Source organism: Comamonas sp. wu1-DMT (assembly GCF_040187805.1).
Taxonomy (GTDB): domain Bacteria; phylum Pseudomonadota; class Gammaproteobacteria; order Burkholderiales; family Burkholderiaceae_C; genus Comamonas; species Comamonas thiooxydans.
In genome coordinates this window covers 177,455-201,390 of record NZ_JBANEM010000001.1, presented here as the reverse complement: position 1 = coordinate 201,390, position 23,936 = coordinate 177,455, and the positions used below count along the sequence as shown (strand labels likewise).

Here is a 23,936-nt window from a genome sequence, read left to right as displayed (position 1 = left end):
TCAAAATGGCAATCGTTGAAGTTAAAGTCCCCCAGCTGTCCGAATCCATCACTGAAGCCACCATGCTGACCTGGAAGAAAAAGGTCGGCGAGGCCGTGGCCGTCGATGAAATCCTCATCGAAATCGAAACCGACAAGGTCGTGCTGGAAGTGCCCGCTCCTTCGGCTGGCGTGATCACCGAAATCCTGCAAGGCGACGGCGCAACCGTGGCTGCCGAGCAAGTGATCGCCAAGATCGACTCCGAAGCCGTCGCCGGCGCCGCTGCTCCTGCTGCCGCCCCCGCTGCTGCTGCTGCTGCGACTCCTGCTGCTGCCCCCGTGGCCGCCGCTCCTGCCGGCGCCGACAAGAGCGGCGTGGCCATGCCTGCTGCTGCCAAAATCCTGGCCGACAACAACCTGTCCGCTGCCAACGTGGCCGGCACAGGCAAGGACGGCCGCGTGACCAAGGGTGACGCTCTGGGTGCCATCAAGGCTGGCGCAGCCATCCCCACCGGCGCTCCCAAGGCGGCTCTGCCTCAGGTGGCAGCTCCCGTGACCAAGGAAAACCTGGGCGACCGTCCCGAGCAGCGCGTGCCCATGACACGTCTGCGCGCCCGTATTGCCGAGCGTCTGCTGCAATCCCAGGCCACCAACGCCATCCTGACCACGTTCAACGAAGTGAACATGGCTCCCGTGATGGAACTGCGCAAGAAGTTCCAGGACCAGTTCACCAAGGAACATGGCGTGAAGCTGGGCTTCATGTCCTTCTTCGTCAAGGCTGCAGTGCATGCCCTGAAGAAGTTCCCCGCAGTCAATGCCTCCATCGACGGCAACGACATCGTCTACCACGGCTACTTCGACATCGGTATCGCTGTGAGCTCGCCTCGCGGCCTGGTGGTGCCCATCCTGCGCAATGCAGACCAGATGAGCTTTGCCGACATCGAAAAGAAGATTGTCGAATTCGGTCAGAAGGCCAAGGAAGGCAAGCTGGGCATTGAAGAAATGACCGGCGGCACCTTCTCCATCTCCAATGGCGGCACCTTCGGCTCGATGATGTCCACCCCCATCATCAACCCCCCTCAGTCCGCCATTCTGGGCGTGCACGCCACCAAGGATCGCGCCGTGGTCGAGAACGGTCAGATCGTGATCCGTCCCATGAACTACCTGGCCATGTCCTATGACCACCGCATCATCGACGGCCGCGAAGCCGTGCTGAGCCTGGTGGCCATGAAGGACGCGCTGGAAGATCCTTCTCGCCTCCTGTTTGATCTGTAATTCAGCAGATCGAGCTTCTACAAAGCCCACCACCAAAAGCGGTGGGCTTTTTTCGAGTTAAACAGAGAAAAGATTCAAATCATGAGCAAGCAATTTGACGTCGTCGTGATCGGCGCAGGCCCCGGCGGCTACATCGCTGCCATCCGCGCTGCACAACTGGGTTTCAACGTCGCCTGTATCGACGAGTGGAAGAACGCCGCTGGCGGCGCTGCCCCCGGCGGCACCTGCACCAACGTGGGCTGCATTCCCTCCAAGGCGCTGCTGCAGTCTTCCGAGCATTTCGAGCATGCCAAGCTGCACTTTGCCGACCATGGCATCTCCACCGGCAAGGTCGAGATGGACGTGGCCAAAATGATCGCCCGCAAGGAAGCGATCGTGAAGCAGAACAACGACGGCATCCTGTACCTGTTCAAGAAGAACAAGGTCACCTTTTTCCACGGCCGCGGCTCCTTCGTCAAGGCTGTCGAAGGCGGCTATGAAATCAAGGTTGCCGGCAAGGAAGAGGAAGTCATCACCGGCAAGCAGATCGTGGTGGCCACTGGCTCCAACGCCCGTGCCCTGCCCGGCGTGGCTTTCGACGAAGAGAACATCCTGTCCAACGACGGCGCTCTGAGCCTGGGCAAGGCTCCCAAGAAGCTGGGCCTGATCGGTGCCGGTGTGATCGGCCTGGAAATGGGCTCGGTCTGGCGCCGTCTGGGTACGGAAGTGACCGTGCTCGAAGGCATGGACAAGTTCCTGCCCGTGGTGGATGAGCAGATCGCCAAGGAAGCCAAGAAGGCTTTCGACAAGCAAGGTCTGAAGATCGAGCTGGGCGTGAAGATCGGTGAAGTCAAGTCCGGCAAGAAGGGCGTGACCGTTGCCTACACCAACGCCAAGGGCGAAGCCCAGACCCTGGAAGTGGACAAGCTGATCGTGTCGATCGGCCGTACCGCCAACACCATCGGCCTGAACGCAGAAGCCGTGGGCCTGGCTCTGGACGAGCGCGGCGCCATCGTGGTGGACGATCTGTGCAAGACCAATCTGCCTGGCGTGTGGGCTGTGGGCGACGTGGTGCGTGGTCCCATGCTGGCGCACAAGGCCGAGGAAGAAGCCGTGGCCGTGGCCGAGCGCATTGCCGGCCAGCACGGCCATGTGAACTTCGCCACTCTGCCTTCGGTGATCTACACCAGCCCCGAAGTGGCATGGGTGGGTCGTACCGAGCAGCAGCTCAAGGCTGAAGGCGTCAAGTACAAGGCTGGCTCCTTCCCCTTCCTGGCCAACGGCCGCGCGCGTGCACTGGGCGACACGACCGGCATGGTCAAGTTCCTGGCCGACGCCGAGACTGACGAAATCCTGGGTGTGCACATGGTGGGTCCCATGGTGTCCGAGCTGATTTCCGAAGCCGTGGTGGCCATGGAGTTCAAGGCATCGAGCGAAGACATCGCCCGTATCTGCCACGCTCACCCCTCGCTGTCCGAATCCACCAAGGAAGCGGCTCTGGCTGTGGACAAGCGTACCCTGAACTTCTAAGTTTTTTCAGTCTTGCGCGCAGGTTTTGACATGGCTGTGAAGTGCCCGCGCGCAGGCTGAGTTTCTTTTAGAATTTAGAACAAAATGGCTGCTAACGCTTAGTGCATAAGCGGTAGCAGCTATTGTTTTTTGAGCATCTGGAGACAAGACGGTGAATGTAAGACAAGCCTACGAGGCGGAACTGGCCGCCAAGGGTTTCAAAAGCGATCCCGCGCAGTTGCGTGCAGTCGATGCGTTGCAGCGCTGTGCCGACGAGTGGGCTGTGTACAAGGGCAAGCGCTCCAATGCTCTCAAGAAACTGATCAATCACCCCGATCTGCCCAAGGGCGTCTATATGTACGGCGGGGTGGGGCGCGGCAAGAGCTTTCTGATGGAATGCTTCTTCAATGCCGTGCCCCTCAAGCGCAAGGTGCGACTGCACTTTCACGAATTCATGCGCGAGGTGCACCGCGAGATGCATCTCATGCAAGGCACGCAGAATCCGCTCGATGCCCTTGGCGCCAAGATCGCCAAGAAGTACAAGCTGATCTGTTTTGACGAGTTTCATGTCGCCGACATCACCGATGCCATGATTCTCTACAAGCTACTCGAGTCGCTGTTTGCCAACGGCGTGGGCTTTGTGACGACCTCCAACTTCGAGCCTGACGGTCTCTATCCTGGTGGTTTGCACCGCGACCGGATCCTGCCTGCGATTGCCCTGCTCAAGGAGCGCATGGAAGTGGTGAATGTGGATAACGGTACTGACTATCGTCGCCGCACTCTCGAAGATGCCAAGCTCTATCATTGCCCGTTGGGCTCGGACGCCGATGCTGCGATGCAGGAGACCTTCGATCGCCTGGCCGAAGCCCATGACGAAGAGCCGGTGATGCAGATCGAAACCCGCAAGATTGCAGCCAAGCGCCGTGCTGGCGGCGTCGTGTGGTTTGACTTCCGCGAACTCTGCGGTGGCCCGCGCTCGCAAAATGACTATCTGGAAATTGCCACGCAGTTTCACACCATCTTGCTGTCCGATGTGCCCGAGCTGCATGTGAACATGGCTTCGGCCGCACGGCGCTTTACGCTGCTGGTGGACGTGCTCTACGATCGCCATGTCAAGCTCATTGTGTCGGCTGCCGTGCCGCCCGAGAAGATCTATACCGAAGGTCCTCTGTCCCACGAGTTCCCGCGCACCGTTTCGCGCCTGAATGAGATGCGCTCCAAGGAATATCTGGCGCTTGAGCGCCGCGTGGTGGACACCAGCTTGACCTGATCGCCTGCGGGCAACTGCCTGCGGCCTTAAGATGCCAGCCTGTACTTCGAGTTCTGAGTTGATGACGATGCCCACTATCCTTGCCCAGCCGATCCGCCACCGCATTGCAGGCTTTGCACTGGCGCCCCTGGCCGCCATCTGGCTGGCTTGTGTGCCGGCAATAGCCCAGGTAAAGGTGGATTCGGCGCAGCAGACCGACAAGCAGGCGCAGAAGGAGGTTGCCGACAAGGCGCGCCAGCAATTGCACCAGCAGCGCGAAGCCGAGCGCGACGAGATTCTCGGCAAGCGCGCCGTTATCGAGCAGCAGCGGGTGGCTGATGAAAAGCTCTGCTACCAGAAATTTGCCGTGGAGGGCTGTCTGGCCGATGCCCGCAGGGCGGCACGTGAAAAAGATGCGCCGCTGCGTGCGCGCGAGCTGGAAATCAACGACGCGGAGCGCAAGGAAAAGGCGGCGGCCAAGCTGCAGGCCATTGAAGAGAAAAAAGCCGAAAACGCTGCCGTTCCCATGAAGTCTCAGCAACGCGAGAAGAATGGCAAGAGCCAGCCCCAGCCCCAGCCCACCGGCCCGGGTGCCAAACCTGCGGTTGACGAGCAGGCGGCGCAGGCACAGCGCCAGACCGAGGCTCAGCAGCGTGCCAGCAAGCAGGCCGACTATGTGCGCCGCCACGAGCAAAATCGTGCACAAGCCGATCAGGGGCGAGCCGAGCGTGAAGCCAAGGCCCGGGCAGATCATGAGGCCAAGCTAAAGGCTGCAGCCGAACACAAAGCCAGGGCTTTGCAGCAGGCCAAGGAGCGCGGTCAGACGGCGGCGCCGCTGCCAGCACCTGCTCCCTGATACATTGAGGATCGACAGTGCTCTACAGCAGGGTGCTGCCGAGAGAATGGCTGCAAGCGCCTGTTCCCAAGGTGCTCAAGCAGTCTTGTCTGGACTGAATAGCTCTTCAAGCGTTTGCCGCTGCGGCTGAGGTGTCCAGCTTGAGTATTGCCAGCGAGAGGTTGTCACCACCCCCGGCCGCGCGCCGCCTGGCTTTTTCAATCAGAAATTGCGAGGCTTCGCGTGGCGAGAGTCCGTCGAGTACAGTGCCCAGCTCCTGTGCGGTGAAGTAATGCCACAGGCCGTCCGAGCAGGCCATCAAGCTGTCGCCCGGCAGCAGTTTCTCAATCATGTGGTGGCTCATGGGCGGTGGCGGCTCGGCACCCAGGCAGCCCAGCAAGATATTGGACTGTGGGTGGTGCTGAGCCTCGGTTTCGGTGAGCTCGCCGCGGTCGACCAGTGCCTGTACATAGGAGTGATCAAGCGAACGGTGCACGAGGGAAGAGCCGCGAAAATGGTAGAGCCGCGAATCGCCGGAGTGCATGAAGTGGCAGCGACTGTCGGGCAGGACCACAAAGACCGCGATGGTGCTGTGGGGCTCCTGTTCCGCTGCTATGGCGGTAAGGCGAATGACGGTGTGGGCATCCTGCACAATGGTGCGCAGCATGCGTGTGCAGTCTTCCTTGGCGGGCTCAAAGCGCTCGAAAACCTGGCGGGCCGTCAGCATGACCTGATCGGATGCCTTTCTCCCGCCGCTGCGCCCGCCCATGCCATCGGCTACCACGCCGAGAATGCAGCCCTTGGCATAGGGATGCGCCATGAGCAGAACCTGGTCCTGCTGGTATTCTCGGTCACCGCGATGAATGCCGGTGGCCGCCTGAATGCGGTAGCTGGATGACATGAGTGTGTGCGAATGCGCTCGCGGAGCGAGATTTAACGTTGCGTTACATTTTATCGGGCGGAGGCTGGGCCTCGGCGAATATTTGCGATCTTATGTGAGCTTGCGCTGACTTGGCTTGTTGGAAGGTGAAACGGTTTTGACTCATTTGCAGGAGGCGGTCGCGCAGGTGTTTGCACAGCAAGGTGCGCTCTCGCTGGCTGAGCCCGCATTCACGCCGCGCCCAGGCCAGACCCGCATGGCGCTGGCGGTGGCTCAGGCCATAGAGGAGGGCGGGGTGCTGGTGGTGGAGGCCGGCACGGGTGTTGGCAAGACCTACGCTTATCTGGTGCCTGCCTTGCTCAGCGGTCAGCGCGTGCTGGTGTCCACGGCCACCAAGGCGCTGCAGGACCAGTTGTTTGCCCGTGATCTTCCGCGCCTGGTTCATGGTCTGGGCCTGCCTCTGCGCATGGCCAGGCTCAAGGGGCGTTCTTCCTATCTATGTACGGAGCGACTGGAGCGTGTGCGCCAGGGTCGCACGGCTCCCCAGGATCCGCAGGTGCTGCGCGCCGTGGCCGATGTAGAGCGCTGGGCCAGGGTCACGCGTACCGGTGATCTTGCCGAGCTGACGGCGCTGGATGAGCGCTCCCCTGTGATGCCCTTGGTGAGCTCCACCAAGGACAATTGCATAGGGTCTGACTGCCCGCACTGGCAGGGCTGCCATGTCAATCAGGCGCGTCAGCAGGCGTTGGAGGCCGACGTGGTGGTGGTCAATCATCACCTGCTGTTTGCCGACCTCGATGTGCGCGACAGCGGCATGGCTCATCTTTTGCCCAACACCGGCGTGGTGGTGATCGATGAAGCCCATCGGCTCAACGACATCGGCGTGCAGTTTGCCGGAGAGGCTCTGTCCAGTCAGCAGTTGGTGGGGTATGCACGCGATGCCCTCAGGCTGACGCAGGAACATGCACGCGGCATGGCCGACTGGCTGGTGCTCTGTGCCACGCTGGAGCAGGCCATGCGTGAGTTGCGCCTGCAGGCCGGCAAGCCTCCGGTCGGAGGACGGCTTGCGTGGCAAGCGGTGACCCCGCAGGGACTGGATGCGGTGAAATGGCGTGCGGCACTGGTGCGGCTGGGGCAGAGCCTGCGTGCCTTGTTGATTCCACTCTCAAGCCTGGAGGGGGCAGGGGCAGAGCTGCAGCGTCTGTATGAGCGCGGAGCAGAGTTGCTCGCGCGACTGGCACGCTTTGCTGCTCCTGCAGATGATGAATGCGTGCGCTGGCTGGAGGTCGGGGCGCAGTATCTGCGCATGCTGGAGTCTCCGCTGTCGATTGCCCGCATCATGCAGCAGCGGCTGCTTCAGCGCTCGCTGGAGGATGCCGGCACGGACAAGGGCGAGGAGCCCGATTCTTCAAGGAAGAAGGCCTGGATCTTCACCTCGGCCACGTTGGGCAATGACGCCCAGCTGAGCTGGTTTGTCGAGTCCTGCGGCCTGCGCGGAGCACAGGTGCTGCAGGTGGAAAGCCCGTTTGACTACCATCGGCAAGCCGGTGTCTATGTGCCCCAGCCCTTTGCTGCGGCCGGCAGCGCACAGCACAGCCAGCAGGTCGCCCAGCTGGTGCTGGATGCAGCGCAGCGCATAGGCGGCCGCACCCTGGTGCTGACTACCACCCTCAAGGCCCTGCACGCGATCAGCGCATCGCTGCGCACCAGCCTGGGCCTGTTTGCTGATCTCGATGTGCTGGTACAGGGCGAGGCGCCCAAGCTGGCCTTGATTCAGCGCTTTATGGCCGCCGGAGCAGTCGCCGGACGAGGAGCTGTTCTGGTGGCTTCCGCCACTTTCTGGGAGGGGGTGGACCTGCCCGGCGACATGCTGCAGCTGGTGGTGATCGACAAGCTTCCGTTTCCGCCACCTGACGACCCGCTGGTCGAAGCCCGTTCGCGACTGCTGGAAAGCGTGGGGCGAGGAGCGTTTCATGATTACATGCTGCCCGAGGCGGCACTGGCCCTCAAGCAAGGGGCCGGGCGTCTGATCCGCAGTGAAGCCGATCGTGGCGTGCTGGTCATCTGCGACAGCCGCTTGATGACTATGGGCTATGGAGCGGAGTTGATGTCGGCGCTGCCTCCCATGCGCGTGCTGGGCAGTCAGCCGGAGTTCGAGGCGGCGCTGGAGCAGTTGTCGGCGCAACATGCCGGGCGTGACGGCGAGCAGGCGCCGGCGCAGGATTCAGAGGTGTAGAAATGAAAAAGGATGCGCTTGACGCATCCTTTTGTCCCTTGGGCGGCAAACGCTGCTTACCAGAGCTTCCACCAGGATTCTTTTTTCTTCTCTACGCTTTGCTCGGTGTTGGCGCCATAGCTGCTCTCCAGCACGCGCTGGGCGTCGTCACGCAGCTGAGTCATGCCCAGGGCGTCATAGGATTTGACGAGGATCACCATGGCTTCGCGCACCGCAGGCACGTTCTGGTAGTCCTTGATGGCAGCCTGCGCACGGGCAATGGCCGCCACATAGGCGCCTCGGCTGTAGTAGTACTTGGCGACATGGACTTCGTACTGGGCCAGCGAGTTCACTATGTACTGCATGCGCTGGCGGGCATCATCGGAGTACTTGGAATCTGGAAAGCGGGTCACCAGTTCGCGGAAGGACTCGAACGAATCCTTGGCGGCTTTCTGGTCGCGTTCGGATAGATCCTGGCGGGTCAGCCAGCCGAACATGCCCAGGTTGTCATTGAAGTTGACTAGGCCCTTGAGGTAGAGGGCATAGTCCATGGCAGGGCTGGCAGGATGCAGCTTGGTGAAGCGGTCCAGCGTGGCCAGAGCCTGCACTTTTTCGCCGGCCTTGTACTGGGCATAGGCTTTTTCCAGCTGAGCCTGCTGGGCCAGTGGCGTGCCAGCGGCACGGCCTTCGAGCTTTTCAAACAGCGGCACGGCCTTGTCATAGGCGCCGGAGGAAGATTCATCGCGCGCTTCGGTATAGATGCGCTCGGGTGTCCACTTGGCCGTCGGGTCGTCCTTGGTGCTGGAGCATCCCGCCAGCGTGGCGGCGATTAACACGGCAGGGACTAGAGTCAGTGAAATACGCGGCATGGTGGACAGTTTTCTGACAATCATTAGCGGTAATAGGAGGCAGGCCCGTCGCATCTGGCGGCAAGGCGCAAAACCTACACCATACACCACCAGGCCCGGACCTTCCTGAAAAAGGATCGACGCATTGTAATGGGCCGCCGGATCGCGCTCGCGAGTTGCTGGCGTCTTTACGCTACGGCAGCAGCGAATCTAGAGGCATTGAGTCCGCAGGGACGAAGCGCTCTTCCTACAATAGCGGCCATGTTTGTCCATCTGCGCCTGCACACCGAATTCTCCGTCGTCGACGGAACCACCCGCGTCAATGCCATGATCAAGGCCGCTGCCGAAGACGGGCAGGTGGCGATGGCCATTACCGACTTCAACAATCTGTTTGGCGGTATCAAGTTCTATCGCGAAGGCCGTGGCAAGGGCGTCAAGCCTCTGCTGGGCGCCGAGATCATGCTCGAAGGGCTGGGCGACGCGCCGCCTTCGCGGATCATCGTTCTTGTGCAGAGCAAGCAGGGCTACCACAATATTGCCGAGCTGCTGGCACGTGGCTGGACGCGCAATGTAGTGCGTGATCAGGCGCAGCACAAGTGGGAATGGCTGCAGGAACTGGGCGAGGGACTGATCGTGCTGTCCGGTGCGCAAGCCGGCCCCGTGGGCATTGCCCTGACGCGTGGTGATGAAAAAGGGGCGGCCGAGATTGCCCAGCGCATGGCCACCATGTTCCCGCACCGCTTCTATATCGAGCTGCAGCGCGCGGGCCGTGCCGATGACGAGTCGCATGTGCTGGCGGCCGTGAAGCTGGCCAGCCGCTTGAATCTGCCGGTAGTGGCGACACACCCGATCCAGTATGCCAAGCCCGACGATTACGAGGCCCACGAGGCCCGCGTCTGCATTGCCGAAGGCGAGATCCTGGGCAATGCCAAGCGGGTGCGCAAGTTCACGCGCGACCAGTATTTCAAGACCGCTGCCGAGATGGAGCAGCTGTTTGCCGACATTCCTAGCGCGATCGAGAACACGGTGGAAATTGCCCGCCGCTGCAGCCTGACGCTGGAGCTGGGCAACCCGCAGTTGCCCAATTTCCCCGTGCCGTCCGGCATGAGCATGGACGAGTTCTTCCGCCACGAGTCCTACCAGGGGCTGGAGGAGCGCCTGGTCCACCTCTATCCCGATGCGGCCAAGCGCGACGCCCAGCGCTCGCGCTATGTGGAGCGGCTGGAGTTCGAGCTGGGAACCATCATGAAGATGGGCTTTCCGGGCTACTTCCTCATCGTGTCGGATTTTATCAAGTGGGCCAAGGCCAATGGCTGCCCAGTGGGGCCGGGCCGTGGCTCGGGTGCCGGCTCGCTGGTGGCCTATGTGCTCAAGGTGACTGACCTGGATCCGCTGGAATACAACCTGCTGTTCGAGCGTTTCCTCAACCCCGAGCGCGTGTCCATGCCCGACTTCGACGTGGACTTCTGCCAGCAGAACCGCGACCGCGTGATCGACTATGTCAAGGACCGCTACGGCCGCGATGCCGTCAGCCAGATCGCCACCTTCGGCACCATGGCCGCACGTGCGGCCATCCGCGACGTGGGCCGCGTGCTGGACATGAGCTACACCTTCTGCGACGGCATCTCCAAGCTGATCCCGAACAAGCCCGGCCTGCATGTCACGCTCAAGTACCCGCCCAATCCGCCCAAGGAAGGCGACAAATACACCTATGCCATCAAGGAGGAGCCGATTCTGGCCGAGCGCATCGAGCGCGAGGAAGACGTCAAGACCTTGATCGAGATGGCGCAGAGCCTGGAGGGCATGACGCGAAACATCGGCATGCATGCCGGCGGCGTAGTGATTGCGCCGGGCAGGCTGGCCGATTTCTGTCCGCTGTACCAGCAACCCGGCAGTACCTCGGCCGTGGCCATGTACGACAAGGATGACGTGGAGGCCGTGGGCCTGGTGAAGTTCGACTTCTTGGGCCTGGCCACGCTGACGATCCTGGAGATTGCGCGCGAATTCATCATGAAGCGCCACAAGGGCCAGGAGAACTTCCAGTTCGAGAACATTCCGCTGGACGACTACCCGACCTACAAGCTGTTCTCCGACGGCAAGACCGAAGCCGTCTTCCAGTTTGAATCGCGCGGCATGCAGCAGATGCTCAAGGAGGCCAAGCCCTCGCGTCTGGAAGACCTGATTGCGCTGAACGCTCTCTACCGCCCCGGTCCCATGGACCTGATTCCCACCTTCATTGCCCGCAAGCACGGGCAGGAAGTCGTGGAGTACCCGCATCCGCTGGTCGAGTCGGTGCTCGCCGAAACCTACGGCATCATGGTCTACCAGGAGCAGGTGATGCAGACCGCCCAGGTGCTGGGCGGCTACTCGCTGGGCGGTGCCGACTTGCTGCGCCGGGCCATGGGCAAGAAAAAAGTCGAGGAGATGGTCAAGCACCGGGGCATCTTCCGCGAGGGTGCAGCCAAGAACGGACTGAGCGAGGAAAAGGCCGACGAGGTCTTCGACCTGATGGAGAAGTTCGCGGGCTACGGCTTCAACAAGTCGCACGCGGCAGCCTACTCCCTGCTGGCCTATCACACGGGCTGGCTCAAGGTGCACTACACGGCCGAGTTCTACTGCGGCAATATGACCGTGGAAATGGACAACACCGACAAGCTCAAGGTGTTGTACGAGGACGCGCTCAAGATGGGCATCACTTTCGAGATGCCCGATGTGAACCGCGGTGTGTACCGCTTCGAGCCGGTGACCGACAAGGTCATACGCTACGGCCTCGGAGCCATCAAGGGAACGGGGCAGGCGGCCATCGAAGCCATTGTGGCTGCGCGCAACGGCGAGGGCACAGGCCCCAACGGCCACGAGAAAGGCCCGTTCAAGAGCCTGTTCGACTTCTGCCTGCGCGTGGATCGCAGCCGCATCAACAAGCGCACCGTGGAAGCCTTGATCAAGGGCGGCGCCTTTGACACGATAGACATGAACCGCGCCTCGCTGATGGCGACGCTGGACACGGCATTCGGCTTTGCGGCGACCTCGATTGCCAATGCCGATCAGGGCGGTCTGTTCGACATGATGGGCGATGATGCGCTGGGCTCGAGCACGGCGGAGCCGCCCATGGCCGATGTGCTGCCCTGGGGCGTCAAGGAAAAGCTGACGCTGGAGAAGACGGCCATCGGTTTCTACCTGACGGGCCATCTGTTCGACGAGGTCGAGGCCGAAGTGCGCCGCTTCGTGCGCACTCCTATCGGCGAGATGCGCGACAGCCGCGAGCCGCAGACCATGGCCGGCATCATCGGCGGGCTGCGCACCATCAACGGCCAGCGCGGCAGGCTCAGCATCTTCACGCTGGACGACAAATCGGCGGTGATCGAGGCCTCGGTCGACGAAAAAACCATGGCAGCCTGCGCCGATGTGCTCAAGGAAGACGAGTTTGTCGTGGTTTCGGGTCGTCTCCAGCCCGACCGCTTCAGCGGCGGCCTGCGCATGAAGGTGCAGCAGATGTGGAGCCTGGCCGATGCACGCTGCCGTTTTGCGCGCTATCTGCAGGTCAGCGTCGGGGAGAAGATGCCCGATGTGCCGGCGCTGCTGCGCCAGTTCCCGGCCAAGGTCGAGGAAACCGAGAGCGGCAATATCAACCATGGCGTCAAGGTACGTCTGGACTTGATATGCCGCGACGAGCGCGGCTCGGCCAGTTGCGAGCTGGCGCTGGGAGAGAGCAGCCGCTTCTATCCCTCGGATGCCGCACTGGCTGCCTGGTATGGCTCGGCCGCAGCAGGCCAGGTCAAAGTGGTTTATGAATAGACATCATGGCTGGCCTTGAGGGCCGATTGCACTCGAATGTCGGATAAGAGCCTGATTTTTTGATAGCGCAGAGCGCTTGCTGGTTAAGGGATTTCCATGGATTTCCCTTGGTTTTGCCAAATTTGCTTCCGGTCGCCTTGAAATCCCTAACAATGCTATGCATATGCCAGCGCAAAAACATTGCAACGGCTCGCTAGAATGGATTTCATGGCTACCCAACTCCCATCAATTCCCCCGGTCTCGCCAGCGATCAGAACGCCTGACGATGGAGATTCCTTGGTGCTCGAGCGGCGCCGCCAGCGGCTGCAGCCGCCACGCATGTATCAGGTGGTGATGCTCAACGACGACTTCACACCCATGGAGTTCGTGATTGCCGTGCTGCAGGAGCTGTTCGGCAAGGACCGAGAATCGGCCACGCAGATCATGCTCAAGATTCATTTGGACGGCCGCGGTGTCTGCGGCGTCTACAGCCAGGATGTGGCGGCGACCAAGGTCGAGCAGGTACTGCAGGCGGCCCAGAAAGCGGGCCATCCCTTGCAGGCCACATTCGAGCCTGTTGAATAAGCGCAGTCCGCCCTCAGATTAGTTAGCAGAGAGTCAACCAAGCAAGCCGAAAGGAGTCGCACATGATCGCTCAAGAACTGGAAGTCAGCTTGCACATGGCGTTTGTCGAGGCCCGTCAGCAGCGCCACGAGTTCATCACCGTGGAGCATCTGCTGCTCGCCCTGCTGGACAACCCCAGTGCAGCTGAAGTGCTGCGCGCATGCGCGGCCAATATCGACGACCTGCGTTCATCGCTGTCCAACTTCATCAAGGACAACACACCTCAGGTGGACGGCACCGAAGAGGTGGATACGCAGCCCACGCTGGGATTCCAGCGTGTGATTCAGCGCGCCATCATGCATGTGCAGTCCACAGGCAATGGCAAGAAGGAGGTGACGGGCGCCAATGTGCTCGTGGCCATCTTCGGCGAAAAGGACTCGCATGCCGTGTACTACCTGCACCAGCAGGGCGTCACACGCCTGGACGTGGTCAACTACATTGCTCATGGCATCAAGAAGGGCGAGCCGCCCGAGCCTGCCAAGGCCGAGTCTCCCTCGGAGAGCGAAGAAGGCGCGGCTGGCGAGCGCAATGAAAAGGCCTCGCCGCTGGAGCAGTTCACGCTGAACCTGAACCAGGCCGCCAAGGAAGGCAAGATTGATCCGCTGATCGGGCGCGAGTACGAGGTGGAGCGCACCATCCAGATCCTCTGCCGCCGCCGCAAGAACAACCCGCTGCTGGTGGGCGAGGCCGGTGTGGGCAAGACCGCGATTGCCGAGGGTCTGGCCTGGCGCATCACCGAGGGCACGGTGCCCGAGGTGCTCAAGGAAGGCGTGGTCTACTCGCTGGACATGGGCGCGCTGCTGGCCGGCACCAAGTACCGCGGCGATTTCGAGCAGCGCCTCAAGGGCGTGCTCAAGTCGCTCAAGGACAAGCCGCATGCCATCCTGTTCATCGACGAGATCCACACGCTGATCGGCGCCGGTGCGGCCTCGGGCGGCACGCTGGACGCGTCCAATCTGCTCAAGCCCGCGCTGTCCAGCGGTCAGCTGCGCTGCATCGGTGCGACCACGTTCACGGAATACCGTGGCATCTTCGAGAAAGACGCGGCCCTGTCGCGCCGTTTCCAGAAGGTGGATGTGGTCGAGCCTACCGTGGCCGAGACCGTGGACATCCTCAAGGGCCTGAAGTCGCGCTTCGAGGAACACCACAGCATCACCTATGCGCAGGAAGCCCTGCAGGCTGCTGCCGAGCTGTCGGCCAAGTACATCAACGACCGTCACCTGCCCGACAAGGCGATTGACGTGATCGATGAGGCCGGTGCTGCCCAGCGCATCGCGCCCGAAGCCCAGCGCAAGCAGACCATCGGCAAGGCCGAGATCGAGGCCATCGTGGCCAAGATCGCCCGCATTCCGCCGGCCAATGTCAGCAACGACGACCGCAGCAAGCTGCAGACGCTGGAGCGTGACTTGAAGAGCGTGGTCTTCGGTCAGGACAAGGCGCTGGAAGTGCTGTCGTCTGCCGTGAAGATGGCGCGCTCGGGTCTGGGCAAGCCGGACAAGCCGATCGGCTCCTTCCTGTTCTCCGGCCCCACGGGCGTTGGCAAGACGGAAGCTGCCAAACAGCTGGCCTATATCCTGGGCGTGGACCTGATCCGCTTCGACATGTCCGAGTACATGGAGCGTCATGCGGTCAGCCGCCTGATCGGCGCTCCTCCCGGCTATGTGGGTTTTGACCAGGGAGGTCTGCTGACCGAGGCCGTGACCAAGAAGCCGCATTCGGTGCTGCTGCTCGATGAAATCGAAAAAGCGCATCCGGACATCTTCAACGTGCTGCTGCAGGTCATGGATCACGGCACGCTGACCGACAACAACGGACGCAAGGCCGACTTCCGCAACGTGATCATCATTATGACCACGAATGCGGGTGCCGAGACCATGAACAAGGCCACCATCGGTTTCACGAACCCGCGTGAAGCCGGTGATGAAATGGGCGATATCAAGCGCCTGTTCACGCCCGAGTTCCGCAACCGTCTGGATGCCATCGTCAGCTTCAAGCCGCTGGACGAGCAGATTATCTTGCGCGTGGTCGACAAGTTCCTGCTGCAACTCGAGCAGCAATTGGCCGAGAAGAAGGTGGAGGTCACCTTCAGCGACAACCTGCGCAAGCATCTGGCCAAGAAGGGCTTCGATCCGCTCATGGGTGCACGCCCCATGCAGCGCCTGATCCAGGACACCATCCGCCGCTCGCTGGCCGATGAGCTGCTGTTCGGTCGTCTGACCAATGGCGGGCGCCTGGAAGTGGAGTGGGACGAAGCGGGCAACGAAGGCAAGGGTGATGTCAAGCTCACCATTACCGAGCTGCCCAAGGACGCACCCAAGGCCGAGCCCGAGCAGGCCGTGGCCGAATAAGGCCTTCGTCAGCGCCCGTATGGGGTGCTGAAACCAGAGACCGGCAGTGGCGACACTGTCGGTTTTTTGTTGTCCGCCTGGCCTGTATTTGCTCTCTTTATGAGAGCTTCTATCGATTGTGTAGCATGTAATTCAGGTGTTTTTATGCTTGAGTGCTGCTGGTCGCGGGCGAAGTCAGCTATGAATGATGATTCGCCCATCAGGTTCTATGGACTGGTCCTGGCGGATGCAGCAGCTGCCAATGCGGTCGTTTCGGTGCTTGTAGCCTGAATGGGCGCAGGCTTTGGCAGGATGTTTTGTCCTGCGGACCACGATAGGGCCGCACGTCAATGCCCAGGCAGGGCTGCCTGATCAATCGCGCAGGTACAGAAGCAGCATGACGATCGGAGTGCCGATCAGAACGCCGATGATGGAGAACAGGGGGCCATAGACGAGCAGGCTTATCTCCAGGGCGCGCATGCATTCCGCTATGCCTTCATTCAGGCAGCTGACCCCGTCGGGCGGCAGGAAGATGCTGTGAAACGGCAGAAAAAGCGCCGCCACGGCGAGACTGGCAAGCAGTGCCAGAAAGGCGGAGAAAACAAGTCGGCTCAGGGTTTTCATATAGTGCATCTCCGCGGCAACTATAGATGGCTCAGCCGTGAATGCGGGGCTTCGCGGCCGACTCGGACCGGACCCGGTGCGCTGCCCTGTCGTGACGGCCGGCCGAGGTGCTGAGCCGGACTGCCGCAAGAAAACGGCTTTGGAGCATGCCTAGGTCCTGCCTGCTGTACCGCGTGCGGCCTGGCTGATGAAGTTGAGCGCAGCGACGATGATGCCCTTGGTCAGAGGCAGCAAGGCAAAGAACAAAAAGAAGAGGTGGTTGGCCTGCCACAGCGGCATGGTGCGCAGATGTGCGAGCCAGCTTTGAACATGGCCGCCGGCCACGGCGGTCGCGATGGCGGCGGCGAGCAGGGCCAGCAGCGTGACGGCCAGGGCCTTGGTACGTTTGGATGCGCGCTCGAAGGCGAGCGTGACAGGGCGGATCAGGCAGCAGCCAAAGACCAGGGCGCAGAGAAAAGGCACCAGGTCCACTGCTTCGCCCCGTAGCAGCCAGGGCAGGGCCGTCGCATAGGACAGAACCAGCAGGCCGAGGCCGGTGGCTCCTATGAGTCGGGGTTGCCGCTGTTGCTGCTGCTTCATGGACGTCTGCCGGTGCGCTGGAACGAGGTCGCGAAACCAATGAAAAAAGGAGCTGTTATCGCTTGCTGCATGACGATTTCAGATACTTTCATATTTGAAAGGCAATGCTGAAGAGCGGAGTCAGCTATCAACATTGCTGCTTGCGCCAGACGCCAGTTACTTGACCTGGCGCTTTTCCAGCTTGCGGGCCAGCGTGCGCCGATGCATGCCCAGGCGGCGTGCGGCCTCGGAGATATTGAAGCCGGACTCGGCCAGGGTCTCGTGAATATGCTCCCATTCCAGCGTCTTGATGGAGGTGGTCTGGTTGCTGACCTCCACGTCGGTGCGGCCTTCGACCCGCCCGAAGGCGGCTTCGATATCGTCGGTATTCGAGGGCTTGGCCAGGTAGTGGCAGGCTCCGAGCTTGACGGCTTCCACCGCCGTGGCAATGCTGGCGTAGCCGGTGAGCACGACAATCAGCGCATCGGGGTTGTGCAGATGCAGCATCTGCACGCAGTTCAGGCCCGAGGCATTGCCGGCCAGCTTCAGGTCCATGACCGCATATTGTGGCCGGTGCTGGGTCAGCAGCAGCTGCACTTCCTCGCCGCTGGTGGCATGCAGCACACGGTAGCCCCGGCGCTCGAACGAGCGCTTGAGGGTGCGTGCAAATGCCGCGTCATCTTCAACCAGCAGCAGTAAACGGTCTTCTTCCATGCAAACCACAATGTCTTAAATCGCGAGAGCGGACTGGGGCAGGCTGACCTCCACCAGAGCACCTCCGCCTTGCTGAGCCGGCAGATTGCCGGCATGAACGCGGCCGCCCAGGGCGCGGGCCACGTTGGTCACCAGAAACAGGCCCAGGCCGCGACCGGGGCGCTCTTGCTTGGTGGAGACATGGCACTGGCCCAACTGCTGCAGCACGGCGGCATCGAAGCCCGGACCATGGTCGCGCACCTGGATGCGTATCTGGTCGTGATCGCTGCTCAGGGTCAGCTCCACCCAGTCGGGCGAGGCTTCGAGGGCATTGTCCAGCAAATTGCAAATCATTTGCTGCAATGCAGTATCCGAGAGCATGGCGAAGTCCTTCACGCCCTGCTGGTGCAGCGCAAAGTGCTGCAGGCTGTTATGGGTCTGCCAGTGGCTGACCACGCCTTGCACAAAGCTCGCGAAGGTGGTGCTTTCCGTGCCTTCGGCCCGGGTCTCGCCGGCCGACAGCAGCACGCCCGAGACGATGGACTTGCAGCGCAGCAGCTGGCGCTGCATTTCCTGCAGGTCCTCGCGCAGATCCTCGTCCTGCATGAGGGCCGGCATATGCTGCCAGTCGCCCAGGATCACGGACATGGTGGCCATGGGCGTGCCCAGTTCGTGGGCCGCGCCGGTGGCCAGCAGGCCCAGGCGCACGATGTGCTCTTCCTCGCTGGCGCGCTGGCGCATATTGGAGATGCGCTTGTCGCGGCGGCGCGTGTTCTCGACGATGCGCGTCAGAAAGACGATGGTCAGGATGCTGGTCAGCGCAAAGCTGATGAGCACGCCCACCACATAGAGGCTGGGCAGGCCTTCCTGACTCACGAACTGCACATGCAGGGGCTGGTGAAACAGAGTCAGGCCCAGGACTCCGACAAAAGAGGCCGCGACCACGCACCAGGTGTAATGAGCGGGCAGCAGCACAGCGCTCAGAATGCCCTGCAGCAGATACAGATAGATAAAGGGGTTGCTGGCACCGCCGCTCAGGTACAGCTGAATGGTCAGGGCCAGCACATCGGCCAGCAGCGCATAGAAGACGCTGCGCGAGGTCACGGGGCGGTGCAGGCCCTGGCTCCAGTAGATATAGGCCAGGTTGGTGGCCACCAGGGCCACCAGCACCAGCGCCATGGGCAGCAAGGGCAGTGCAATCTGAAAGCCGTAGTGCACCAGCGAGATGGTGACGACCTGGCCGACCACGGCAATCCAGCGCAGCTGAATCAGCAGCTGCATGTTCTGCCGCTCGGTCAGGCGCTGTACGCGAAACAGGGAATCGGAAATTTGGCTCACCGCGCAATTGTCACCGAGCAGGCCTGCCACGGACGCCTCTGGGGCTATGCGTTCCTGATGTAGGAACAGTTTGAATGGGCCGAAAAAAGCGCTCCGGGGAGCGCTTTTCAGGGGGAGGCATCAGCTTTTGGCAACCGCCTTGTCGTGCCGGCGTACCAGCCAGGCCGCTCCGATCACCATGATGGCCAGCCCATACCAGGTAAGCGCATAGACCAGATGGCTGTTCGGGAAGCGGATGACCGTCATACCGGGGCGCAGGACTTCGGTGCCGGCCTCTGCCCGGGCATAGGCCGGGTTGCTGGCGGGCACACCCTGGTCTATGAAGTAGGGGGCGGGCCTGCTCAGGCCCTGGGCCTGGGCAATGGCGGCGACATCGCGTGAGTACCACTGGCCGTTGGCCGGGTCGTTCTTGCGCAGAAAGCCGCCGCCGGGCTCGCTCATGCGCATCAGGCCGATGACGGTGACGGTCTCGGCGGACGGGCCGGCTTCGGCAATCTGCTTGAGCCATTGGCCGCGCAGCTTCTCGGGCGTGAAGCCGCGGTTGACCAGAACCTGTGTGCCATCGCCCAGCTGCAGCGGCGTCATGAGCCAGAAGCCCGCGCCGGCCTCGGTCAAGGCCTTGGCCAGCACGCTTTGCTTGTCCAGCCATTGGCCCTGAGCCTTGACAGGCAGGTACTCGTGGCTGGCGGCATTGATCTGCGGCCACTGGCCGGGCTCGGGAACCGCCACGGGGGCGCTGTGCACGCGCTGCTCCACGCGCTCGATGAGATCGAGCTTCCAGGCGCGGCGCTGCACCTGCCAGGTGCCCAGAGCCATGAAGCCTAAAAACAAGGCGATGCCCACAAACGCGAGCATCGCCTTGGCGAAGGGAGAGCGCTGCCGCGCAGCGCTCTGGTTCTTCATGAGGTCAGTCAAGGTGTGACAGCTGCGGGAGCCGTGTGACCTGCGTGATCTGCATGGCCTGCAGCCTGGTGCATTTCATGACCGGGCATCATGTTGGTGTTCATGTGGAACATGACCCAAAGCGTGCCGGAGATCGCAATCGCCAGGAAGATCACCGTGAAGATGGTGGACAGCATGGTCCAGCCGCCCTGGATCTTGCCGTTCATGTGCAGGAAGTACACCATGTGCACGATCACCTGGATCACCGCGAACAGGCCCAGCACGGCCACGGCCGTGGTGCGGTCGGTGATGATGTTGTTCATGACCAGGTAGAAGGGGATGGCGGTCAGGATGACGGCCAGGATGAAGCCCTTCACATAGTCGCCCATGGTGACGTGCAGGTCGTCGTGATCGTGGTGATCGTCATGACCGGCGTGGATATCGTGTGCGCTCATTTACAGCACCCCCATCAGATACACAAAGGTGAACACACCGATCCAGACCACGTCCAAGAAGTGCCAGAACATGGACAGGCAGTTGATACGGCGCACGTTCTCGTTGATCAGGCCGTGCTTCTTGATCTGGATCATCAGGGTGATCAGCCAGACCAGACCGAAGGTCACGTGGATACCGTGGGTGCCCACCAGCGTGAAGAAGGACGACAGGAAGGCGCTGCTCTGAGGCGTCGCACCTTGATGGATCAGGTGGTGGAACTCATAGAGTTCCACGGCCAGGAAGGCTGCGCCCAGCAGGCCGGTGACGGCCAGCCACAGCAGAGTGCCGTTCACGTTCTTCTTCTGCTTTTGAAGCATGGCAAAGCCGAAGGTGATGGACGACATCAGCAGGAAAGCCGTGTTGACGGCCACCAGCGACAGATCGAACAGATCCTTGCCCGAGGGGCCGCCTGCATAGCTGCGGCCCAGCACGCCATAGGTGGCGAACAGTGCGGCAAAGATCAGGCAGTCGCTCATCAGGTAGAGCCAGAAGCCCAGCGAGGTGCCGTTTTCCGGATGAGGCTCGTGCGCGAGGTGGTACTCGCGAGTAGCCAGGGCGGCTGCGCCGCCGGCGTTGATATGTGTATTAGACATGGGCTGCTGCAAGCTGCTTGGTACGTGCTTCTTCCGATGTGGCCACTTCGGCCGCAGGGATGTAGTAGTCACGCTTGTAGTTGAAGGTATGAATGATCGAAGCCAGGATGGTCGCGGCGAACGAAGCGATCACCAGAGGCCACATATGCCAGATCAGAGCAAAGCCCAGAACCGTGGACAGGCCGGCAATCACCACGCCGGCGCCGGTATTGGCGGGCATGTGGATGGGCTCGAAGCCGTTCAGCGGACGCTGATAGCCATGCTTCTTCATGTCGGTCCAGGCGTCGATGTCGTGCACCACGGGGGTGAAGGCGAAGTTGTACTGGGGAGGGGGCGAGGAAGTGGCCCATTCCAGGGTACGGCCTTCCCATGGGTCGCCGGTCACGTCACGCAGTTCGTCGCGCTTCCAGATGGACACGGCCAGCTGGATGAAGAAGCAGCCGATACCGGCAGCGATCAGGGCAGCACCGCAGGCAGCGATGATGAACCAGATCTGCAGCGAGGGATCGTCAAAGTGGTTGGCACGGCGAGTCACGCCCATCAGACCCAGGATGTACAGGGGAGTGAAGGCAACCCAGAAGCCGACCAGCCAGAACCAGAACGAAGCCTTGCCCCAGAACTCGTTGAGTCGGAAGCCGAAAGCCTTGGGGAACCAGTAGTTGATGCCGGCAAACACGGCAAACACCACGCCGCCGATGATCACGTTGTGGAAGTGGGCGATCAGGAACAGCGAGTTGTGCAGCACGAAGTCTGCGGGAGGCACGGCCAGCAGCACGCCGGTCATGCCGCCGATGGCGAAGGTGACCATGAAGCCCACCGTCCACAGCATGGGTACCGAGAAGCGGATGCGACCGCGGTACATGGTGAACAGCCAGTTGAAGATCTTCGCGCCCGTGGGGATGGAGATGATCATCGTGGTGATACCGAAGAAGGTATTCACGCTGGCACCCGAGCCCATGGTGAAGAAGTGGTGCAGCCACACCAGGTAGGACAGGATGGTGATACACACGGTGGCGTAGACCATCGAGGTGTAGCCGAACAGGCGCTTGCGGCTGAACGTTGCCACGATTTCGGAGAACACGCCGAAGCAGGGCAGGATCAGGATGTAGACCTCGGGGTGGCCCCAGATCCAGATCAGGTTCACGTACAGCATGGGGTTGCCGCCCAGCTCGTTCGTGAAGAAGTTGGTGCCGACGTAGCGGTCCAGCGACATCAGCACCAGGGCTGCGGTCAGCACGGGGAAGGAGGCCACGATCAGGGCGTTGGTGCACAGGGCAGTCCAGGTGAAGACGGGCATCTTCATCAGGTTCATGCCGGGAGCGCGCATCTTGATGATGGTCACGATCAGGTTGATACCTGACAAGGTCGTGCCCACACCGGCGACCTGCAGGCCCCAGATGTAGTAGTCAAGACCCGTGCTGCCGCTCTGGTGCCCCAGATTGGACAGGGCCAGCCAGCCGGAGGTGGAGAACTCGCCCAGGAACAGGGAGATCATGACCAGCACGGCGCCGCCGGTGGTCATCCAGAAGCTGAAGTTGTTCAGGAACGGGAAGGACACGTCACGTGCGCCGATCTGCAGAGGAACCAGGTAGTTCATCAGGCCGGTCACGAAGGGCATCGCCACGAAGAAGATCATGATCACGCCGTGGGCCGTGAAGATCTGGTCGTAGTGGTGAGGAGGCAGGTAGCCCATGTTGTCGCCAAAGGCCATGGACTGCTGCAGACGCATCATCACGGCATCGGCAAAGCCGCGCAGGAACATGACCAGACCGAGGATCATGTACATGATGCCGATCTTCTTGTGGTCGATGGAGGTGATCCAGTCGTTCCACAGCGGAGCCCAGAGGCGGAACTTGGTGATGCCGCCGACCACGACGAGGCCGCCAAGCACCACGGCAATAAAGGTCAAGAGCACGATGGGCTCATGCGTCATGGGAATCTGGTCCCATGTGATACGGCCCAACAGCCAGTGGGAGGCCGGGGTTGTTGTTTCAGACATGTTGAGTCTCTTCTGTCGTATTGGAGCGGCTGAGCGGTGAGCGCATCCGCACCGTGAACTACTTATTGCTGTGCGACAGCTCCGGAGGCGGCGACTTCGTCGAGCAGAGCGACAACGCGGTCAGCGTCTTTGGAAGTGCAGACATCCAGGGGCAGGGTCACGCTGGAGGTCTTGCTGTGGTGTGCAGGTGGCCTGCCGCCGGCGGCGTCGATGGCCATCATCTCGTTCATGCACATCTTGCCGTCTTCCACGCAGCGGTTGAGGACCTTGTGGTACAGGCCTTCGTCCACGCTGGCGAAGCGTTCAACGGGGTTGCGCTCGCTGGGCTTGGCCAGATCGATATAGGCATCGCGTGTCAGAACCTTGCCTTCGGTCTTGGCCTTGGCAATCCACTGATCGAACTGCTCGTTTTCCAGACCGTGGAACTTGAAGGTCATGCCCGCAAAACCAGCGCCGCTGTAATGAGAGGACTTGCCGCCATAGACACCGGGCTTGTTGATCACTGCGTTCAGCTCGGTCTGCATGCCGGGCATGGTGTAGATCATGCCGGCCAGATCAGGAACGTAGAACGCGTTCATGGTGTGGGTGGAGGTCAACTTGAAGTGAATGGGGCGATCCACCGGGGCAGCCACTTCGTTGACGGTGGCAATGCCTTGCTCGGGGTAGAAGAACAGCCATTTCCAGTCCAGCGACACGACCTGGATCTCCAGAGGCTTGACGTTGGGGTCCAGAGCCTTGGTGGCGGAGATGCGGTCCAAGGGACGATAGGGGTCGAGCTTGTGGGTGCTGATCCAGGTAATGGCGCCCAAAGCGATGATGATGAGCAGGGGAACCGTCCAGATCACCAGCTCCAGCGCGGTGGAGTGGTGCCATTCGGGGTCGTACTTGGCTTCGGTGTTGGACTGGCGGTATTTCCAGGCAAACAGCAGCGTCAAAAAGATGACGGGGACGATGATGAGCAACATCAGCAAAGTGGCCGTAATGACCAGATCGCCTTGCTGCTTGGCGACATCGCCAGCTGGGTTGAGGACGACGGCCTTGCTGCAACCGGCGAGGGTTGCGGTCAAAGCGGCCGCTGAGAGCCACGCGGGCCCACGGATTTCCTTGATTTTTAACATGCTTTGGGCGTGACAAAGTCGCGCTTAGGTGTAAACGCGGATTACTGGATCTCGGCAAATGTAATACCAAACAGGGGCTTGTCCATTGGACATTTTGTCCAAGGTCAACAGCTCGGGATTGGAAATGCGCTATGCGACAAGGG

General features: G+C 61.4%; 19 protein-coding genes. 8 read left to right on the top strand and 11 right to left on the bottom strand.

The genetic code is table 11. From position 1 onward, the window contains the following. Positions 1 to 5: 5 nt before the first annotated feature. The 4 genes from odhB (at position 6) to V8Z78_RS00860 (ending at position 4,846) form a co-directional block, all read left to right on the top strand. Positions 6 to 1,253: a 2-oxoglutarate dehydrogenase complex dihydrolipoyllysine-residue succinyltransferase gene (gene odhB / locus V8Z78_RS00875; RefSeq protein WP_179626137.1), complete on the top strand. Its 1,248-nt coding sequence runs from the start codon at positions 6 to 8 to the stop codon at positions 1,251 to 1,253. A gap of 81 nt (positions 1,254 to 1,334) precedes the next feature. Further along, positions 1,335 to 2,762 (top strand): dihydrolipoyl dehydrogenase, encoded by a 1,428-nt coding sequence (gene lpdA / locus V8Z78_RS00870; protein ID WP_034352346.1) that lies wholly within the window; start codon positions 1,335 to 1,337, stop codon positions 2,760 to 2,762. Between the two features lie 151 nt (positions 2,763 to 2,913). Continuing rightward, a complete protein-coding gene (gene zapE, locus V8Z78_RS00865; protein WP_057092196.1) occupies positions 2,914 to 4,011 on the top strand; it encodes a cell division protein ZapE in 1,098 nt (365 codons plus the stop codon). A 67-nt stretch (positions 4,012 to 4,078) separates the two neighbouring features. Next, a complete protein-coding gene (locus V8Z78_RS00860) occupies positions 4,079 to 4,846 on the top strand; it encodes a hypothetical protein (RefSeq protein WP_349730706.1) in 768 nt (255 codons plus the stop codon). A gap of 106 nt (positions 4,847 to 4,952) precedes the next feature. Here the strand turns inward: V8Z78_RS00860 and V8Z78_RS00855 are convergent, their stop codons facing one another. Beyond that, positions 4,953 to 5,726 (bottom strand): PP2C family protein-serine/threonine phosphatase, encoded by a 774-nt coding sequence (locus tag V8Z78_RS00855; protein WP_012838214.1) that lies wholly within the window; start codon positions 5,724 to 5,726, stop codon positions 4,953 to 4,955. Positions 5,727 to 5,862: 136 nt separating this feature from the next. Between V8Z78_RS00855 and yoaA the strand changes: the two genes are divergently transcribed. Continuing rightward, complete coding sequence (yoaA, locus tag V8Z78_RS00850; protein ID WP_057092198.1) at positions 5,863 to 7,941, top strand: DNA repair helicase YoaA; 2,079 nt, start codon at positions 5,863 to 5,865, stop codon at positions 7,939 to 7,941. A 56-nt stretch (positions 7,942 to 7,997) separates the two neighbouring features. Here the strand turns inward: yoaA and V8Z78_RS00845 are convergent, their stop codons facing one another. Continuing rightward, positions 7,998 to 8,789, bottom strand: coding sequence for an outer membrane protein assembly factor BamD (locus tag V8Z78_RS00845; protein WP_003069900.1), 792 nt, complete (start codon positions 8,787 to 8,789; stop codon positions 7,998 to 8,000). A gap of 240 nt (positions 8,790 to 9,029) precedes the next feature. Between V8Z78_RS00845 and dnaE the strand changes: the two genes are divergently transcribed. The 3 genes from dnaE (at position 9,030) to clpA (ending at position 15,514) form a co-directional block, all read left to right on the top strand. Next, positions 9,030 to 12,563: a DNA polymerase III subunit alpha gene (gene dnaE, locus V8Z78_RS00840; RefSeq protein ID WP_057092199.1), complete on the top strand. Its 3,534-nt coding sequence runs from the start codon at positions 9,030 to 9,032 to the stop codon at positions 12,561 to 12,563. A 198-nt stretch (positions 12,564 to 12,761) separates the two neighbouring features. Continuing rightward, on the top strand, positions 12,762 to 13,127 hold the full coding sequence (clpS, locus tag V8Z78_RS00835) for an ATP-dependent Clp protease adapter ClpS (protein ID WP_034349666.1): 366 nt from the start codon (positions 12,762 to 12,764) through the stop codon (positions 13,125 to 13,127). A gap of 62 nt (positions 13,128 to 13,189) precedes the next feature. After that, complete coding sequence (clpA, locus tag V8Z78_RS00830) at positions 13,190 to 15,514, top strand: ATP-dependent Clp protease ATP-binding subunit ClpA (RefSeq protein WP_012838218.1); 2,325 nt, start codon at positions 13,190 to 13,192, stop codon at positions 15,512 to 15,514. A 351-nt stretch (positions 15,515 to 15,865) separates the two neighbouring features. Here clpA and V8Z78_RS00825 read toward each other — a convergent pair whose 3' ends face one another. The 9 genes from V8Z78_RS00825 to cyoA all read right to left on the bottom strand — a co-directional run bounded on the left by V8Z78_RS00825 (position 15,866) and on the right by cyoA (position 23,793). Beyond that, the gene (locus V8Z78_RS00825; RefSeq protein WP_349730705.1) at positions 15,866 to 16,117 is read right to left on the bottom strand and encodes a hypothetical protein; all 252 of its coding nucleotides are present in this window, start codon (positions 16,115 to 16,117) and stop codon (positions 15,866 to 15,868) included. A 150-nt stretch (positions 16,118 to 16,267) separates the two neighbouring features. After that, positions 16,268 to 16,696: a hypothetical protein gene (locus tag V8Z78_RS00820; RefSeq protein ID WP_046462093.1), complete on the bottom strand. Its 429-nt coding sequence runs from the start codon at positions 16,694 to 16,696 to the stop codon at positions 16,268 to 16,270. 156 nt (positions 16,697 to 16,852) lie between these two features. Then, positions 16,853 to 17,389, bottom strand: coding sequence for a response regulator transcription factor (locus V8Z78_RS00815; protein WP_349730704.1), 537 nt, complete (start codon positions 17,387 to 17,389; stop codon positions 16,853 to 16,855). Between the two features lie 15 nt (positions 17,390 to 17,404). Next, positions 17,405 to 18,706, bottom strand: a complete 1,302-nt coding sequence (locus V8Z78_RS00810) for an ATP-binding protein (RefSeq protein ID WP_012838221.1) — start codon at positions 18,704 to 18,706, stop codon at positions 17,405 to 17,407. Between the two features lie 120 nt (positions 18,707 to 18,826). Continuing rightward, complete coding sequence (locus tag V8Z78_RS00805; RefSeq protein WP_280039731.1) at positions 18,827 to 19,609, bottom strand: SURF1 family protein; 783 nt, start codon at positions 19,607 to 19,609, stop codon at positions 18,827 to 18,829. An 8-nt stretch (positions 19,610 to 19,617) separates the two neighbouring features. Further along, on the bottom strand, positions 19,618 to 20,043 hold the full coding sequence (gene cyoD, locus V8Z78_RS00800; RefSeq protein ID WP_003067192.1) for a cytochrome o ubiquinol oxidase subunit IV: 426 nt from the start codon (positions 20,041 to 20,043) through the stop codon (positions 19,618 to 19,620). Further along, positions 20,044 to 20,676, bottom strand: a complete 633-nt coding sequence (cyoC, locus tag V8Z78_RS00795; protein ID WP_003055501.1) for a cytochrome o ubiquinol oxidase subunit III — start codon at positions 20,674 to 20,676, stop codon at positions 20,044 to 20,046. Next, positions 20,669 to 22,675, bottom strand: a complete 2,007-nt coding sequence (cyoB, locus tag V8Z78_RS00790; protein ID WP_179626143.1) for a cytochrome o ubiquinol oxidase subunit I — start codon at positions 22,673 to 22,675, stop codon at positions 20,669 to 20,671. The genes cyoC and cyoB overlap by 8 nt, the downstream gene beginning before the upstream one ends. Before the next feature lie 62 nt (positions 22,676 to 22,737). Then, complete coding sequence (cyoA, locus tag V8Z78_RS00785; protein ID WP_046462095.1) at positions 22,738 to 23,793, bottom strand: ubiquinol oxidase subunit II; 1,056 nt, start codon at positions 23,791 to 23,793, stop codon at positions 22,738 to 22,740. Positions 23,794 to 23,936 lie beyond the last annotated feature (143 nt).